Origin of the sequence: Sphingomonas sp. MMS24-J13 (assembly GCF_044905095.1) — a bacterium.
In the GTDB taxonomy this organism is placed as follows: Bacteria; Pseudomonadota; Alphaproteobacteria; order Sphingomonadales; family Sphingomonadaceae; genus Sphingomonas_I.
In genome coordinates, this window is the sequence record NZ_CP173258.1 from 2,683,257 (window position 1) to 2,698,755 (window position 15,499).

Consider the following 15,499-nt stretch of genomic DNA (forward strand, 5'->3'; position numbering starts at 1 on the left):
GTCAATTCTCCTGCCGCACGGCGCTTTCGTGCCAGGCGCCGAGGAGGAAATGCTGGATGAGCGCCACCGCGCCGTTCATCAGCAGGCCGAACACTGCCAGCACGATCAGGGCGGCGAACATCTGCGGGATATCGAGCATCGTGCCGCTCGACACGATCGTCCAGGCGAGCCCGGTCGCCGATCCCGATCCGGCGACGAATTCCGCCACTACCGCGCCGATCACCGACAGCCCGGCCGACACGCGCAGGCCCGCCAATATGTAAGGCAAGGCCGACGGCAACTCGAGATAGAGGAAGCGCTTGGTGCGCGACGCGCGATAGAGCGAGAACAGGTTGCGCAGGCCGTGGTCGGTCGATTTCATCCCCACCATCGTGTTCGACAGCACCGGGAAGAAGGCGACGATCCATGCCAGGATCATCAAGGCAAGCCAGGCATGATCGAGCCCGACCCAGATCACCACCAAAGGCGCGATCGCGACCATCGGCGTCACCTGCAGCGCGATCGCATAAGGCCACAGCATGCGCTCGACCCGCGCATTCTGGGTCAGCAAAACCCCCAGCAGCACGCCGCTGAGCGTGGCCAGCGCGAATGCCGCGAGCGTGATCGTGGCAGTAAAGGCCAGCGCGTACATGAGTTCGCCGAAACGCGCGACGAGCTGACCGATGATCAGCGAGGGCGGCGGGAGGATGAACTTGGATACATGAAGCAGCCGCACCGTCGCTTCCCACACGCCCAGCACGACCAGCCCGCCCGCGGCCGAGGCGAGGCCGTCGAACAGGCGCGCCTGCAACCGGGTGCGCGCCTTGCTCTCGCGCCGCGCGAGCCGCTCGTCCGAACCGATGCTGAGGCTTGCCGGCACGGTCATCGTCCGTTCTCCTGGTAAGCGAGCGTATAGCCCTGACGGTAATCGAGATCGGTCGGAAACAGTTTCGCCTCGACGCCGACATCGAACACGCTCTTCCAGCGGGCGTCGGTCATCGCGCCCAGCCCATGTGCCGCTGTGTCGGCATTTTCGACCAGCTTGCGCTCCTTCATGATGCGGTACGAATAGGCCATCAGATCGGGCGTATTCTCGGGCGCGGCGCGGGCGACGGCGGCAAAGCCAACCTTGGGATCCTTCAGATAATCCGCCCAGCCGCGGCGCGAGGCGTCGACCAGACAGCGCACCTGCGCGGGATGGCGATCGATCAGGCTCTGCGGCGCGGTCAGCACCCCGCCATATTGATCGTAGCCGAGATCGCTGAGCAGGAAGGAACGCACCTTGATGCCGGCTTCATGCTGCAGGACGTAGCCGCCGTTGGTGATGGCGTTCTGCATCACCGCCTGGCGGTCGGCGATGAAGGGCGCATGCTGGCCGGTGTAGGAGCGCAGTTGCGCATCGCTCAGGCCGTAGCGGCTCTTCAGGAACTGCCACCAGGTGTTGCGCGAGCTGTTGCTGATATAGACGGCGCTGTCGCGCATGCCCGCAACCGAGGTGATGCCGCTTTCCGCATGCGCATCGATGCCGAGCGGGCTATGCTGCAATCCGGCGAAAATCGCGCGCGATTTGAAACCGGCCTGGTTCATACGCAGCACGCCGTCGCTGGTGGCGATGATCGCGACGTCGACCGCGCCGGTCGGCAGCAATTGATCCGATGCGATGCCGTTGCCGCCCTGGCGGATCACCAGATTGACGCCGCAATCGCGGTAATAGCCCTTCTCGAGCGCCTCGTAGAAGCCGCCGGCCTCGGCCTGCGCACGCCAGCTCAATTGCAGCACGAGCTGGTCGGCCTTGCGGGTCGATGCGCCGCCGAAGCGCCACATGGCCAGCAGCACGCCGGCGAGCGCCATCGCCAGCACGACCAGAAAGGCTTCCTTGATGCGCAGCGTCAGTCTCCCTGTGCGCCCGTCCGTGCCCGCCATGTTACGGTCGAGCCACCTTCCGTCACCCCGTCCAGGAAGGCGGGCATCCGTCCCGCCTACCGGAGCGGCGATGCCCGCATGTGGATCGCCGTCCACTTGCTGCGCCCAAGACAATCACAGCCGGAGAGATCGGGAAAGCACCGAATGCGTTGCGGTGCGGTGCCTTTTTCGCATCGGTCACGCCGCGTACGCCGCACCGCGCTCTTGCAACCTGCTGACGGACACGACGGTCTGAGCGCCGACGGCTGGTGGATCAAAAAGGCATCACTGCGGGATAAAATCGGCGCTTCGGCGGCACCGCAGCCTATGCTTATCTCCCTCCAGCCCAACGCAAGCTCCCGCCATAGCGGTGAGTGCATTCAGTCAAAAAGACGGATGCTCCTCAATAATTGCGATAGCGAAAGAGAGGAAGAACATAGGGAAAGGGAACCCTCCGACATGCAACGTCGAGTTATGAACCATGTTCTTCTAGCGTCCTGTTCTTTCATGATGCTTGCAGCCGCGCCTGCTTTTGCCAAGGCCGATCCGACTCCCGCCGACGCACCTGCCGCCGCAGCCGATGCCACCGACGGCGGCCAGCTGGGCGAGATCACCGTCGTCGGCGAAAAGCGCGAGACGAAGCTGCAAAACGCACCGCTCGCCATCACCGCCATCGGCAGCGATGTGCTCCAGTCGCACAACATGAAGGAGCTCAACGATCTCAACGGCTATGTGCCCGGCCTGACGATCGCCAAGGAGGAGGGCGGGTTCCGCATCGTCTCGATCCGCGGCGTCGGCTACGAAACGCACCAGAATCCCAATTCGGCGCCCGGCGTCGCCTTCCACATCAACGGCGTCTACATCGCCCACCCGATGTCGCTCGCGCAGGATCTGCTCGACGTCGACCATGTGGAGGTGCTGCGTGGCCCCCAGGGCACCGTCTTCGGCCAGACGTCGACCGGTGGCGCGATCAACGTCATCACCAGGAAGCCGGTCATCGGCGACGACAGCGCATCGCTGACCGCCAGCTACGGCAATTACAATTACGTCAAGGCCGGCGCGACCGTGAACCTTGGCATCAACGACGTCCTTGCGGTGCGCGGCAGCGTCGAATATCTGCGCCATGACGGCTACGCCAAAGCGACCGCCGTTCCCAACATCGCCAAATATGCGCTGGACGACGCCAACGACATCGGCGCGCGCGCAGCCGTGCTGTTCAAGCCGACCGACCATTTCAGCGCGATCCTCTCCGCGCAGGTCTTCAGCGCCAACCATAATGCGGAAGAGCGCAAGAACATCAACGATCCCAATCCCGATCCGCGCGTCGTGACGCAGGATTATCCGGGCATCTTCGATATCAAGACCCGCATGGCGGACCTGCAGCTGTCGCAGGACATCGGCGATTTCGCGGTGCTGAAGTCGATCACCGCCCATCAATATCTCCATAAGAACCAGACCATCGACAATGACGGCCTCGCCAGTCCGACCTATTATTTCAATAATGTCCGCTGGATCGACCAGAGCAAGACCTGGACGCAGGAAGTGTCACTCGGATCGCAGCTGGGTGCGCCGGTCGAATGGACCACGGGCATGTTCTACATGTACCAGCGCGGGCTGAAGGACATCGTCGAGACGGCGTCGACTGGCACTGTCTCCAACGGCCAGTATAGCAACGTCGCCTTCGCCCAATACGGGCCGTTCCAGCATCGATCGATCGCGGGCTACGGCCAGGTGACGGCGAATTTGACCGAGGCGCTGAGCGCGATCGGCGGCATCCGCTACAGCTGGGACAAGATCTGGGCGCAGCCGATCACCAACTTCAACACGGCGGGCCAGGTCTCGCGCAGCGTCACCAGCGATGCCTGGACCGGCAAGGCCAGCCTCCAGTATAAATTGACGCCCGACAACATGGTCTATGTGCTGGGCTCGCGCGGCTACAAGCCGTCGGCGATCAACTTCAACACTGCGCCTGTCTTCGTACCGGGCTATGCCAAGCCGGAAACCGTCTGGTCGGCGGAGTTCGGCACCAAGAATGACTTTTTCAACAAGACGCTGCGCCTCAATGCATCGGCTTATTATTACTGGTATCACAATTTCCAGTATACCGAGGAGGATCCGCGGCCGTTCAACAGTGGCACGAGCAACATCCCCAACGTCCGCATCTACGGCGTCGAGTTCGAATCGTCGCTGCTGCCCGCCAAGGGGCTGCGCTTCGACGCGACCCTGTCGCTGGAGCATGGCCGCATGAAGGGTGATTATTTCGCGCTCGACGGGGCCAGCGCGATCGTGCTGCGCCAGCAGGCGTCGGTCGCGCTCGGCCTGCCGCAGCCCTACCAGTCGGGTTACCAATTCAACCCCGCGGTCATCGCCTATGTCGCGGCGCATACCGCCAACACCAACGGCAACAAGGTGCCCAAGCTGCCGTCGGTGCAGGGCAATTTCGCCGGCCAGTATGAGTTCGACCGCGGCCCCGGCAAATGGACCCTGCGCGCCGAACTGGTCTATCGCGGATCGTTCAACGCGCGCGTGTTCAACACGACCGCGCTCGATCGGGTGCCGGGCTACACCACCTACAATCTGTTCGTGACCTTCAAGCCCGAGGATTCGCGCTACAGCTTCAGCATCTCCGGCCTGAACGTGACCAACAAGGCGGGCATCAACTCGGTCTACACCGACTCCTACGGCGCCGGCACGACCACGCGGCAATATATCAACCCGCGTCAGGTGTTCGGCACGGTCAAGGTCGACTTCTGATCATGCTTACGACCCGTCAGCCCGTCCTCAGGAAATTCTGGTACGCAACCCTGCGGCTGGACGACCTGAAGGCCGGACCCAAGCCCTTCACGCTGATGGGCACCGAGATCGTCCTGTTCCTGGACGAGAATGAAGCACCGGTCGCATTGCGCGACCGGTGCTGCCACCGCACCGCCAAGCTCTCGATCGGCTGGTGCGAGCAGGGCCGCATCGTCTGCGGCTATCATGGCTGGACCTTCGACGGCACCGGCGCGCTGGTGCGCATTCCGCAATATCCCGACGACAAGCCGCTACCGCAGGTCGGCGTCGACGCCTTCCACTGCCAGGCGCGCTACGGCTATGCCTGGGTCTGCCTCGACGAACCGATCGCCGGCATTCCGGCCATAACCGAAGACGATGATCCAGGCTTCCGCCGGATCATGCAGATCCACGAAACCTGGCGAACATCGCCGATGCGGCTGATGGAGAACAGCTTCGACGCCGCCCATCCCGCCTTCGTCCATCGCAACACGTTCGGGCGGATCGAGGCACCGCGCCCGACCCGCGTGTCGCTGACCGAGACCGACGACGGCTTCTGGACCGAGGGCAAGACCGAGTTCAACAATCCCGCCAACGGCCACAGGGTCACCGGATCAACCGAGCCGACCGTGGTCCGCGATACGCGCACGACCTGGTATCTGCCCTTCTGCCGCAAGCTCGACATCAGCTATGACGGCCGCATCCGCCACATCATCTTCAACTGCGCGACCCCGGTCGACGACGAGCATATCGTCGTGGCGCAGATCCTGTTCCGCAACGACAGCGAGGCCGATTGTCCCGCCGAGGAACTGATCGCGTGGGACAGCGCGATCGTCGCCGAGGACAAGCTGGTGCTGGAGGCGACCGAATACGACGCGCCGCTCGACGCCAGCGACGGCGAGGAAGCGTCGATGATCTCCGACCGGCCCGGGCTGGTGATGCGCAAGCAGATGCTGGCGCTGCTGCGCGCGCATGGCGAGACCGAGGTTCGCCGCGAGGGCGAGCGGCCCTACGTCTTTCGCAAGGGCGCGCGGCCGATCGCATCGGCCGAACTGGCCGCCGAAGAGGCCGGCATCGGCTGAAGACGTTTTGACGTACAAGGATATCGAAGGAAATCTCGATGGAAGTCAGTGAGATCAAGGGCGGCTTCGGCTCGGAGGTCACCGGCATCGACGTCGCCACCGCGACCGATGCGGAATTGGCCGAACTCGCCGCACTCTACCGCAAGGGCAGCGTGATGGTGGTGCGCGGGCAGACGCTCGAACCCGATCAGCTCGTGCGCTTCGGCAAGGCCTTGGGCGCGCTCGAGGATCACACCCGCGAGCAATTCACCCTGCCCGGCTATCCCACCATCTACATCCTCTCGAACAAGGAAGTGGACGGCAAGCGCATCGGCGTCCACCGCGACGGAATGGGCTGGCACACTGACGGCTCCTATCTGCGCAAGCCGCTCGACACGACGGTGCTCTACGCGCTCGAAACCCCGCCCGAGGGTGCCGATACGTTGCTGGCGGACATGCACGCCGCCTACGAGGCGCTCGATCCCGCACTTCGCGACGAGGTCAGCCCCTATCAGGTGCTGCACAGCTTCGTGCACCTGATCGGCCAGCTCGATCCGGAGGCGCGCTCGGTCGTCACCGCCGAGCAGCGCGAGCGCGCGCCCGACGTAATCCATCCGCTCGTGCTGACGCGCGACGGCGGCAAGAAGAGCTTCTATCTCAGCAACGGCTCGACCAAGGCGATCCTCGGCATGCCCGAGGAGGAAGGTCGCGCGCTGGTGCGCGAGCTGATCAAGCACGCGACCGACGAGGCGCATGTCTATCGCCACAAATGGCAGCCGGGCGATCTGCTGGTGTGGAACAACCGATACACGATGCACCGCGCCACGCCTTATGACGATCAGCGCTACGAGCGGCTCGTCTACCGGCTGTGGATCCGCGGCGAGGAGGAACTGGCGGCATGATGCACCAGTGGCGCGATCTCGCCTGGCCCGATTTCACGACGATCGATTTCGACAAGGCGGTCGCGCTGATGCCGGTCGCTGCGATCGAGCAGCACGGGCCGCATCTGCCCGTCTCGGTCGATTCGGATATCAATGCCGGCGTGGTCGCCGCCGCGGCCGAATTCCTGCCCTCGGGCGTCGAGGTCTATGTCCTGCCGCAGCTTCCGATCGGCAAGAGCAACGAGCATTCGGCCTTTCCGGGCACGCTTTCGATCGGCGCCGAGACGCTGATGAAGATGTGGACCGATGTGGGCGAGAGCGTTGTCCGCGCCGGCTTCCGCAAGCTCGTCATCCTCAACTCGCATGGCGGCCAGCCGCAGATCGTCGAGATCGTCGCGCGTGAATTGCGTGTCCGCCATGGCGTGATGGCGGTTTCGGCCGCGACCTATGCGCTGCGCGCGGGCGACGATTTCGGCGCACATGAGGCACGCCACGGTATCCATGGTGGCGCGGTCGAGACGTCGATGATGATGCATCTGCGCCCGGGCATCGTCCGCGAGCAGGAATTGCGCAACTATCCGGCGCTCAGCGAGACGATCGATACGGATTACAGCCTGCTGCGGCTCGAAGGCGGCATCGGCATCGGCTGGATGACGCAGGACGTGAACCCGATGGGGGCGATCGGCGATGCCTCGCGCGCCGATCGGGAAATCGGGGCCGATATCGTGCGCGGATCGGGTCAGGGGCTCGCGACCTTGTTGGCGGAGGTCAGCCGCTATCCGCTCGGCAACATCCGCGATCGCGCCTGAGCGGGAAAGGAAACCGTCCAATGGAAGCCATGGTCGCGCGATCGGTGGACCAGGTCGAGGTGCGGCGCATCTCGCCCCGCGACACCAATTATTTCGCCTTGCTGTTCGATCCAGCGGGCGACGCGATCGAGCCGGTCTGCGTGGTCGAGATCTTCACGCAAGGGGGCGCCACCCCGCCCAACACGCACAGCCATGCCCATGAATTCTTCTACGTGCTGGCGGGCGAAGGCATCGCGCATTGCGGCGGCGTCTCGCGCCCCATCCGCAAGGGCGATGCGCTGATGCTGCGCCCGGGCACCGAGCATGTGATCGAGAATGTCGGCACGGGCAAACTCTACACGCTCACCTTCATGCAGCCGAACGAGGGCTTCGCCGAGCTGATCCGCGCGGGCGAACGGCTCGAACTGGACGATGAGGATCGTGCCGTCCTGCTCGCGGTGGAGGGCGTGCAATGATGGTCCCGCTCGGCCCCAACCCAGCCAATAGCTGGCGCGTCGACGAACGCCGCGCCGATCTGGTCCGCCCGGCTCAGGCCGCGCGGCCGCTGGCGCTTGCCGCGGCGCCACAGGACGTGACCTTCGATATCGGTCGCAGCGCGATCGTCGTGATCGATATGCAGAACGATTTCTGCCACTCCGACGGCTGGCTCGCCTCGATCGGGGTCGACATCGCGCCGGCGCGCGCGCCCATCGAACCGCTCGCCGCCTTGCTGCCACGGCTGCGCGCCGCCGGGGTCCCGGTCATCTGGGCCAATTGGGGCAACCGCCCCGATCGTGCCAATCTGAGCCCGTCGCTGCTGCACGTCTACAAACCCACCGGCACCGGCACCGGCCTCGGCGATCCTTTGCCCGACGGCAGCGCGGTGCTGGAGGCCGGGAGCTGGTCGGCCGGAATCGTCGACGGGCTCGCGGCCGAAGCGGGCGACATCCACGTCGCCAAATATCGCATGTCGGGCTTTTGGGACACGCCGCTCGACAGCATCCTGCGCAATCTGCGCGTCGACACGTTGCTGTTCGCCGGGGTCAACCTCGATCAATGCGTCGCCTGCACGCTCCAGGACGCCAATTTCCTGGGCTATGATTGCGTGCTGCTCGACGATTGCTGCGCGACCACCTCACCCGGTTTCTGTACCGAGGCAACACTGTACAACGTCAAGCAATGCTTCGGATTCGTCGCCTCGGGCGCGGCGCTGGCGGCGGCGCTGGGCTGAGAGGACACGATGGCGCGTTACCAGACCGATATGGCCGATCTGCCGCGGCTCGACGGCGCGGTCGTTCATATCCTCAGCAGCCGGATCCACTGGGACGCTGCGGTGCGCAACCTGACCGAAGCCTGCGCAGCTGCACTCGAGCGGCTTGGCGCGAAAACCGTTACCCACATCCTGCCTGGCAGCCTCGAATTGCCGCTCGCCGCGCAGGTCGTGGCCGATCGCTACCATCCAGATGCGATCGTCTGCCTGGGCGTGCTGGTGAAGGGCGAGACTTTCCATTTCGAGATGGTCTACGAGGAGGTCGGTCGGGGCTTGGGCGAAGTATCGCGCCGCTTCGGCATACCGATCCTGTCGGAAGTGCTGCCGGTCCTCCGGCTGGAGGATGCCGTCGCGCGGAGTGCGCCCGACGGCTTCAACAAAGGGCTCGAGGCGGCGTCCGCCGCGGCGCAGATGATCGGCTGGCTCAGAGGTTTGCCGGCTTAGGGCGTCGCGCGCAGAACATGTCCCGTTCGTCCCAGACGACGTCGAGGGACGTTCCGGGAGCCAACATGGCTCAACCTCGCTCGACACGCACGTACCGTTCGCGCCAGTTTTAGCGCGCCAAGCCCCCAAGAGGCCTCAGCCCAGCAAACCCTTGAGCGCGCCGCGCGTGATTTCGGCAAGCTTGCTGACCGCGGGCGGCAGCATACCACTCTTGCGATAGACCAGGCTCAAGGGCTGATCGCGGATCACCTCGTCGTGGATCGGCACGTGGACAAGCTCGCCGCGCAGCCATTCCTCGGCGATGTCGACGCGGGTCATGAATGTGATCCCTTCCTGCCGACGGGCGAGGCTCTTCATCAGCCCGACCGAGTTGGACAAGATCTGCGGGTGGAAGGGCAGATTGCCCTCGTCGAACGCCTCGCGGATGATCGCGTGGATCGTCATCGAATCGTCGCCGACGATCAATGGATAGGCCGCGCAATCGCTCAGCCGCACCGCGGCGCGCTGGGCGAGCGGGTGCTCCGTCGCCACGATAGCGCCCAATCGGGTGGGAAAGGTGGCCAGCGCTGAAATGCCCGGCGGCACGCCCAGATTGTAGCCGAGCCCGAGATCGTAATCGCCGGCACTAAGGCCCGCGATCAGTTGCGGGCCGTTGACCGCGCGGATGTGGACGCGCACGCGCGGATGATTGCTGCGGAACTCGGCGACGACCTGCGGCATCAGGTTGATCACCAGATTCTCGAACGCGGCGATCGTCACCGATCCGCCGTGCAGCCCGCGCAGGCCGGCTATCTGCTCGCGAACACGGGCATGTTCCTTGAGCGTCGTGCGGATGTGGCGCAGCAGCAACTCGCCCGCCGCGGTCGGCCGGACGCTGCGCGGCAGCCGCTCGAAGATCTTCGTCCCGATCGTCTCCTCATAAGCGATGATCTGACGGTTGATCGCGGTCGAGGAGATGTTGAGGTGCTGCGCGGCCTTGCGGATGCTGCCGCTGCGAGCGACCTCATCGATGTAGCGAAGCAGGCGGGCATGAAGCATGTATCAGCGGTCTTGTAAGGCAAGCGCGATACGTCGCGCTTTCATAGGGCGTGCCACGGGAGCGATTGCGGACAGATGAACCGGATGCGGGCCCCGATCAATCCGGTAATGTCGCTGAATGCTCTCACGGCCGATCGTAACCCTAAGGGGGACCAGCATGGCACCGAGCAGGGCCTGCCGCTTGAGGTTGGGAGTAAGCACGACGCAGCAGCGCATCGTCGCCCGACCAGCCAATGCCCTGGATGCCGAGCGGGAGCAGCTTAACGGCTGCGAGGCCCCACAATCCGCCGATCCGCCCGGCCTACCGCCCTCCAGCTCCCGACAGCGTTCCTCGGTCGTTTTTTTCGGCTCGTGTAGCGCCTGCCGGTAGGCTAGAGCGTCAGCCCTTAACCTGCTCCCATTTTTTAGAAGCCGAGAGAATATGCAGATCATCGTTCGCGATAACAACGTCGACCAAGCGCTGCGCGCGTTGAAGAAGAAGCTGCAGCGCGAGGGCGTCTACCGTGAAATGAAGCTGCGGCGCCACTACGAGAAACCCTCCGAGAAGCGCGCACGCGAGCATGCTGCCGCTGTCAGCCGTGCCCGGAAGGCCGATCGCAAGCGAGCAGAGCGGGATCGCTGACACTTCGGCGACCCACACGCGCATAGCTGCGAAGCGGGCCCTCAAGCGGCCCTTGGTTCCTGATTGCGTTCCGCGCTGTTTCAGCTTGGTTCCAACCAACGCTACCTAGGGTAGCGCAAACTGACCGGAATTCAGCGGATATGCGCGAGACCGACAACGCCACCCTCCCCTGGGGCTCAGCCTTCGCGCACGCGAGGGAGCCATCCTTCTTCACGCCTCCAGGGTCAGCATGTGCTTTGGCGGTGAGGCGCAGTACGCGCTGATATCCCGACATCGGACCTCAATCGTAGATCCGGCCTTGAGCATGCCCCTGGGAAAGGCCTTTATAGCATGATGCGGTAGGGGTTGGCGGTTGATTGGGTACGAGAAACGATTCTGGATCCTGGCGGCCGGTCTTGCGGCCGTGGCCGGCTATGTCGATGCGGTAGGCTTCAGCCAGCTCGGCGGTTTTTTCGTATCGTTCATGAGCGGCAACTCAACCCGGCTCGCCGTCGGAACGGTGACCGATCTGGCGGCGGCCAGGACCGCCGGCGGCCTGGTGGGGGCGTTCGTGATCGGCGTGATTGCCGGAAGCTTCGCCGCTGCGGCAGCCGGACGGCACCGCAAGCCCGTCATCCTTCTCCTCGTATCGCTTCTGCTGGCAGGCGCCGCACTGACGGACATGATCGTCGGCCGCTCCGCAGCGTTGTTCCTGGCGGCTGCGATGGGTGCGGAGAACGCGGTCTTCCAGCGCGATGGCGAGGTGAGCATCGGCGTGACCTATATGACCGGAACGCTCGTCAAGTTCGGCCAGCGCCTGGCGGCTGCGTTCATGGGCGGTCCGCGATGGAGCTGGGCGCCTTACCTGGCGCTATGGTGCTCGCTGACGCTCGGCGCGGTCATCGGAACCATCGTCTACGTGCGGTTCGGACTGGCTGCGATCTGGGCGCCGGCGGGCGTCACAGGCTTGCTCGCGGCCTATGCCGCGGTGATCGGACCGTCAGCGCACGCGCGGTGAGATTGGATTGTCCGCAATTGCCGTCCCGGTCTCCCGCATCACGTCGCCCCGCCAGATCGGCCCTCGGGCACCTGCATCGCGGCGATCAGGCGATTTTGGGAAAGCCCGACGACGCCGCGTCGCGTTCGAGCCGTAGGACGATTTCGTATTCGGCCTCCGTCAGGATCGCGAAGCCTTTGAGGCCCAGTACCCGACATGCCTCGGCCATCGCAGGATCGGCAACCGCGCGGTCGAGCGCCTTACGAAGCGTTGCAAGCTCGGCATCGCTCGCCGTGGCGCGCGTGATCAGCGGAAGACCGGGGTCTTGGGCGTTTCGCAGAGGATGCGCAGGGACTGCAGCCTCTCGGGCGCGTGGTGCGCGATATTGCCCCAGGTCACGCAGTCGATCGCGGCGACATCCGCGACGCCGGTCGTGACAGCAGTGAGGCTGGCGACATGGCCGCCCGTCTCGATCACGTCCGCGAAGAAATGTCCGCCCCGCGCATGCGGAGCCACGGTCGCGCGCAGCAGATTGTAGCCGGAATTGCTGCCGCGATCGTTGATGGCGGCGCGACGACCGAAAAGATCGGCGATCGATATGGCCGGTTCGTCCGCGCGTACGATGACGAAGCTCCCGCCCCACGCACCGTTGCAGCCGGGATGATCGTAGCAGGGCGTCGCAACCAGCCTTACCCTGCCCCGCAGCCGGGTGGCGAACGGATAGCCGCAGGTCTGGGCCAAGAGCAGGTTCGGGGCGAGCCACGCCGCATCATGGGCGATCGTCTCGTCGAGCGCGTCGGGAATGCCGGCGAGCCCGGCAGCGCGCAGGCTATCGCGCACATGGCTCCATAGCTGGCGGGTCGCGGCGCGGACGACCGGCGGATCGTTGTACATGGCGAGGCTCGCCAGCCGATCGGGCAGCTCAGGCGACACGCAGCGACCTGACATATTCCGCCGCCTCATGGGCATGGATATGGGTGTGGCGGATCAGGCCCTCGAAATGCGTGCGCATGGTGCGGATCGTCTCGACGCTGTTGAGCACCAGATACATCTGGCCGGCGAACACCGCGACACGGGTCGATCCGAAGATCGTGTAGGGAATCGAGAAACGCTCGCGCCCGTCGAACAGGAACAGGCGGAACGAGGGATAGAGCTCCTCGATCAAGGTCGCCATGTGATCGAGCTGCGCCGCGCGCACCTTCTTGGACAGCCCGTTCCAGATGCCCGAGCCTTCGGCGAACTGGAGCAGCGTCTGATAGGGCATGCACGATTCCATGTCGGTCCCCGGCGCGCGATTGTAATCGAGCCGGAAGACCGCCTCCTCCTCCTGCGCCTCGGCGCTCTGGTGGGCGGCGGACGTCTCGTACGCGATCACCTGCGAGGTGCGCAGCAGATCGGGGATGCGGGCCGGCACGTAGCGGATCTTGGTGCCCGCCGCCTCGGCATGCCAGCGCATGAGCAAGGTCGCGCCATCGTCCTCGGCGGTCTCGATCGCGCGGCTCGGCAGCATCGCGCCGGTGGTGCCTTCGTCCTCCGATATCCCGAGCAGCCAATCGAGCGTCACGGCATGGCGTTCGGCGATGTGGAGCAGAGTCTCGACGCGCGGCAGTCGCGCCGTCTTCGACGACAGCAGCAGCGACAGCGCCGAGCGATCGATTCCGATCGAATCCGCAAAGGCCGACTGGCTGCTGCGCGACCGCTCGAACAGCAACCCGAGCCGTTGGCTGAAGATATCGGCGAGATCGCGTTTATCCAAAGTCCACCTTTCGTGATAATAATCACCGATTGACTATAACGTCGTACATTGTCAACGAAATGTCTCCATTGCCGCGTTGATGCGGCGATCGATCGATGAGACCTTCCGGTCATGCACCAATCCCGCACTGCCGCGGCGCCCGCGGCCCAACTGGTCCGAACCTACGAAGCGATCGAGTGGCCGACCCTGGCGCTGATCGGCGCGTGCTATGCGGTCTGGCTCGGCGCTGGCCTGCTCTATGTGCACGCCCCGCTCGTCTCGATCCTGCTCCTGGCGCTGACGATCGTGCTGCACTCGTCACTGCAGCACGAGGCGATCCATCGCCATCCGACGGGCAGCGCCGGCCTCAACGAGGCGCTGGTCTGGCTACCGTTGGGGCTACTCGTGCCCTACCGGCGCTATCGCCAGCAGCATCTGCAGCATCATAACGACAGCCGGCTGACCGATCCCTACGACGATCCGGAAAGCTATTATCGCGCGCGCGCCGATTGGCAGCGTTTGCCGCGCGCGTGGCGAGCGGTGCTGACGTGGAACAACATGCTGCTGGTCCGCATGCTGATCGGCCCCGCGCTGACCACTATCGTCTTTCTCAAGACCGAGGCGAAGGCGCTGCTGCGGCCCGCCGACCACCATCGCGCGCGGCAGGTTCGGATGGCGTGGACGCTGCATGCGATCGGGCTGGTCGCGGTCGCGCTGATCGTGCGCTTCGGCTTCGCGATGCCGATCGGTGCCTATCTGCTTTCGGCCTATGCCGGGCTGTCGCTGCTCGCGCTCCGCTCCTTCTGCGAACATCGATGGGCCGAACAGCCCGAGGCGCGGACGGTGATCGTCGAGCGTTCGTTACTCGGCCCGCTGTTCCTCAACAACAATCTGCATCTGGTTCATCACACCCATCCGGGAATGCCGTGGTACGATCTGCCGGCCGCCTATCACGCGCGCCGCAGCGAATGGCGGGCGATCAACGATAATTATGTGTTCCGAGGTTATGGCGAGGTGCTGCGCAACTTCGGGTTACGCGCCAAGGAGCCGGTGCCGCATCCGGTGCGGGTGGATCGGTAAAGCGCTTCCCCGCACGGGAGGCGCTTGGGGTCACTCCCCCGAAAGCGGCTCGTCGATCCGCTGATGGTGGAAATGGCGGATGATCCAATCGCGCAGCAGCACGATCGCGGGATCCGCGAGATCCTCGACATTGGTCTTGAGATAGTATCCGAAACCGTCGGCCGAGGCGCGGTCATAGGGCATGACCAATCGCCCGGCCGCGATCTCCTGCGCAAAGATGTCGATATCGGCGAGGACCACCCCGGTCGCGACCTGCGCATAACGCACCGCCGTGATCGAGGTGTCGAAGGCCATGCCGCGCGACGTATCGAGATCGAGCCGCTGCTGATCGGCATAGGCCGTCCACAACAGCCCGCGCGGCTCGCCCTCCAGCCGGACATGCAGCAGATCATTCTCGCGCAGGAATTGTTCGAGCGATCGGCCCTCGGCGGCGGCCGCCGTCGCCGGCGAGCATAAAGGGGCGACGCGCACCAGCCGCAGCAGATCGGCGACCTTCTCGTCGACCTTCGGCCGATCGAACACGATCGCCATGTCGACGTCGGTGCGCGGCTCGCCGGTAGCGTTGGAGGTGACGACGTCGATCCGGATATCGGGATGCTCGCGGTGGAAATCGCGCAGCAGCGGCATGGCGCTCTGGTAGAGCAGGGTCGGCGGAATGTGCAGGCGCAGCGGGCGGCTTTCGATGCCGTCCTCGCGGATGCCGTTGAGTGCATATTCCATGCGATCGAGCGATTTGCTGACCACCGGGAGCAAGGTCTTTCCCGCCGTGGTGAGCTTGAGCCCGGCCGGATCGCGCTCGAACAAGGGTTTGCCGATCAGACCCTCGAGACTGCCGATATGCCGGCTCACCGCGCTCTGCGTCACGGTGAGCGCCTGCGCGCCCCCGGTGAAGCTCATGTGTCGGCCCACCGCGTCGAACGCACGCAGCGCGTTGAGGGGCAACCAGCGGCG

The 15,499-nt window shown here is 64.8% G+C and carries 17 protein-coding genes; 10 read left to right on the forward strand and 7 right to left on the reverse strand.

What is annotated here, in order from left to right; genetic code table 11:
- Position 1 precedes the first annotated feature (1 nt).
- The gene (locus AB4Z44_RS12535) at positions 2-865 is read right to left on the reverse strand and encodes an ABC transporter permease (protein ID WP_404710033.1); all 864 of its coding nucleotides are present in this window, start codon (positions 863-865) and stop codon (positions 2-4) included.
- Complete coding sequence (locus AB4Z44_RS12540; RefSeq protein WP_404710034.1) at positions 862-1,902, reverse strand: ABC transporter substrate-binding protein; 1,041 nt, start codon at positions 1,900-1,902, stop codon at positions 862-864. The genes AB4Z44_RS12535 and AB4Z44_RS12540 overlap by 4 nt, the downstream gene beginning before the upstream one ends.
- A 486-nt stretch (positions 1,903-2,388) precedes the next feature.
- Between AB4Z44_RS12540 and AB4Z44_RS12545 the strand changes: the two genes are divergently transcribed.
- The 7 genes from AB4Z44_RS12545 to AB4Z44_RS12575 are packed head-to-tail and all read left to right on the forward strand — an operon-like array spanning position 2,389 to position 9,097.
- Complete coding sequence (locus AB4Z44_RS12545; protein ID WP_404710035.1) at positions 2,389-4,635, forward strand: TonB-dependent receptor; 2,247 nt, start codon at positions 2,389-2,391, stop codon at positions 4,633-4,635.
- A 2-nt stretch (positions 4,636-4,637) separates the two neighbouring features.
- The gene (locus AB4Z44_RS12550) at positions 4,638-5,735 is read left to right on the forward strand and encodes a Rieske 2Fe-2S domain-containing protein (protein WP_404710036.1); all 1,098 of its coding nucleotides are present in this window, start codon (positions 4,638-4,640) and stop codon (positions 5,733-5,735) included.
- A 38-nt stretch (positions 5,736-5,773) separates the two neighbouring features.
- Positions 5,774-6,616: a TauD/TfdA dioxygenase family protein gene (locus AB4Z44_RS12555; protein ID WP_404710037.1), complete on the forward strand. Its 843-nt coding sequence runs from the start codon at positions 5,774-5,776 to the stop codon at positions 6,614-6,616.
- On the forward strand, positions 6,613-7,404 hold the full coding sequence (locus AB4Z44_RS12560; protein WP_404710038.1) for a creatininase family protein: 792 nt from the start codon (positions 6,613-6,615) through the stop codon (positions 7,402-7,404). The genes AB4Z44_RS12555 and AB4Z44_RS12560 overlap by 4 nt, the downstream gene beginning before the upstream one ends.
- A gap of 20 nt (positions 7,405-7,424) precedes the next feature.
- A complete protein-coding gene (locus tag AB4Z44_RS12565) occupies positions 7,425-7,859 on the forward strand; it encodes a cupin domain-containing protein (RefSeq protein WP_404710039.1) in 435 nt (144 codons plus the stop codon).
- Positions 7,856-8,614 (forward strand): cysteine hydrolase family protein, encoded by a 759-nt coding sequence (locus tag AB4Z44_RS12570; RefSeq protein ID WP_404710040.1) that lies wholly within the window; start codon positions 7,856-7,858, stop codon positions 8,612-8,614. Before AB4Z44_RS12565 ends, AB4Z44_RS12570 begins: the two co-directional genes overlap by 4 nt.
- Before the next feature lie 9 nt (positions 8,615-8,623).
- Positions 8,624-9,097, forward strand: a complete 474-nt coding sequence (locus AB4Z44_RS12575; protein ID WP_404710041.1) for a 6,7-dimethyl-8-ribityllumazine synthase — start codon at positions 8,624-8,626, stop codon at positions 9,095-9,097.
- 135 nt (positions 9,098-9,232) lie between these two features.
- On the opposite strand, the gene AB4Z44_RS12580 is transcribed toward AB4Z44_RS12575, so the two are convergent.
- Positions 9,233-10,135, reverse strand: coding sequence for a LysR family transcriptional regulator (locus tag AB4Z44_RS12580; protein ID WP_404710042.1), 903 nt, complete (start codon positions 10,133-10,135; stop codon positions 9,233-9,235).
- A 421-nt stretch (positions 10,136-10,556) separates the two neighbouring features.
- Between AB4Z44_RS12580 and rpsU the strand changes: the two genes are divergently transcribed.
- Positions 10,557-10,757, forward strand: a complete 201-nt coding sequence (gene rpsU, locus AB4Z44_RS12585) for a 30S ribosomal protein S21 (protein ID WP_037535892.1) — start codon at positions 10,557-10,559, stop codon at positions 10,755-10,757.
- A gap of 352 nt (positions 10,758-11,109) precedes the next feature.
- A complete protein-coding gene (locus AB4Z44_RS12590; RefSeq protein ID WP_404710043.1) occupies positions 11,110-11,754 on the forward strand; it encodes a YoaK family protein in 645 nt (214 codons plus the stop codon).
- Between the two features lie 85 nt (positions 11,755-11,839).
- Here the strand turns inward: AB4Z44_RS12590 and AB4Z44_RS12595 are convergent, their stop codons facing one another.
- The 3 genes from AB4Z44_RS12595 to AB4Z44_RS12605 all read right to left on the reverse strand — a co-directional run bounded on the left by AB4Z44_RS12595 (position 11,840) and on the right by AB4Z44_RS12605 (position 13,489).
- Positions 11,840-11,962: a hypothetical protein gene (locus tag AB4Z44_RS12595; RefSeq protein WP_404710044.1), complete on the reverse strand. Its 123-nt coding sequence runs from the start codon at positions 11,960-11,962 to the stop codon at positions 11,840-11,842.
- A 77-nt stretch (positions 11,963-12,039) separates the two neighbouring features.
- Positions 12,040-12,681, reverse strand: coding sequence for a phosphate/phosphite/phosphonate ABC transporter substrate-binding protein (locus AB4Z44_RS12600; RefSeq protein WP_404710045.1), 642 nt, complete (start codon positions 12,679-12,681; stop codon positions 12,040-12,042).
- Positions 12,656-13,489 (reverse strand): hypothetical protein, encoded by an 834-nt coding sequence (locus AB4Z44_RS12605; RefSeq protein ID WP_404710046.1) that lies wholly within the window; start codon positions 13,487-13,489, stop codon positions 12,656-12,658. The genes AB4Z44_RS12600 and AB4Z44_RS12605 overlap by 26 nt, the downstream gene beginning before the upstream one ends.
- A gap of 111 nt (positions 13,490-13,600) precedes the next feature.
- On the opposite strand from AB4Z44_RS12605, the gene AB4Z44_RS12610 reads away from it, so the two are divergent.
- Positions 13,601-14,548, forward strand: coding sequence for a fatty acid desaturase (locus AB4Z44_RS12610; protein ID WP_404710047.1), 948 nt, complete (start codon positions 13,601-13,603; stop codon positions 14,546-14,548).
- Positions 14,549-14,578: 30 nt separating this feature from the next.
- Here the strand turns inward: AB4Z44_RS12610 and AB4Z44_RS12615 are convergent, their stop codons facing one another.
- Entirely contained in the window at positions 14,579-15,445 is an 867-nt protein-coding gene (locus AB4Z44_RS12615; protein WP_404710048.1) for a LysR substrate-binding domain-containing protein, read from the reverse strand.
- Between the last annotated feature and the right edge of the window lie 54 nt (positions 15,446-15,499).

Excerpts from the sequence above, each read along its gene's own strand:
- AB4Z44_RS12575 (WP_404710041.1), top strand. The coding sequence starts at position 8,624 with ATGGCGCGTTACCAGACCGATATGGCCGATCTGCCGCGGCTCGACGGC.
- AB4Z44_RS12555 (WP_404710037.1), top strand. The coding sequence starts at position 5,774 with ATGGAAGTCAGTGAGATCAAGGGCGGCTTCGGCTCGGAGGTCACCGGC.
- AB4Z44_RS12535 (WP_404710033.1), bottom strand. The coding sequence starts at position 865 with ATGACCGTGCCGGCAAGCCTCAGCATCGGTTCGGACGAGCGGCTCGCG.
- AB4Z44_RS12615 (WP_404710048.1), bottom strand. The coding sequence starts at position 15,445 with ATGAGCTTCACCGGGGGCGCGCAGGCGCTCACCGTGACGCAGAGCGCG.
- AB4Z44_RS12540 (WP_404710034.1), bottom strand. The coding sequence starts at position 1,902 with ATGGCGGGCACGGACGGGCGCACAGGGAGACTGACGCTGCGCATCAAG.
- AB4Z44_RS12600 (WP_404710045.1), bottom strand. The coding sequence starts at position 12,681 with ATGTCAGGTCGCTGCGTGTCGCCTGAGCTGCCCGATCGGCTGGCGAGC.
- AB4Z44_RS12565 (WP_404710039.1), top strand. The coding sequence starts at position 7,425 with ATGGAAGCCATGGTCGCGCGATCGGTGGACCAGGTCGAGGTGCGGCGC.
- AB4Z44_RS12610 (WP_404710047.1), top strand. The coding sequence starts at position 13,601 with ATGCACCAATCCCGCACTGCCGCGGCGCCCGCGGCCCAACTGGTCCGA.
- AB4Z44_RS12550 (WP_404710036.1), top strand. The coding sequence starts at position 4,638 with ATGCTTACGACCCGTCAGCCCGTCCTCAGGAAATTCTGGTACGCAACC.
- AB4Z44_RS12570 (WP_404710040.1), top strand. The coding sequence starts at position 7,856 with ATGATGGTCCCGCTCGGCCCCAACCCAGCCAATAGCTGGCGCGTCGAC.
- AB4Z44_RS12545 (WP_404710035.1), top strand. The coding sequence starts at position 2,389 with ATGATGCTTGCAGCCGCGCCTGCTTTTGCCAAGGCCGATCCGACTCCC.
- rpsU (WP_037535892.1), top strand. The coding sequence starts at position 10,557 with ATGCAGATCATCGTTCGCGATAACAACGTCGACCAAGCGCTGCGCGCG.
- AB4Z44_RS12595 (WP_404710044.1), bottom strand. The coding sequence starts at position 11,962 with ATGGCCGAGGCATGTCGGGTACTGGGCCTCAAAGGCTTCGCGATCCTG.
- AB4Z44_RS12560 (WP_404710038.1), top strand. The coding sequence starts at position 6,613 with ATGATGCACCAGTGGCGCGATCTCGCCTGGCCCGATTTCACGACGATC.
- AB4Z44_RS12580 (WP_404710042.1), bottom strand. The coding sequence starts at position 10,135 with ATGCTTCATGCCCGCCTGCTTCGCTACATCGATGAGGTCGCTCGCAGC.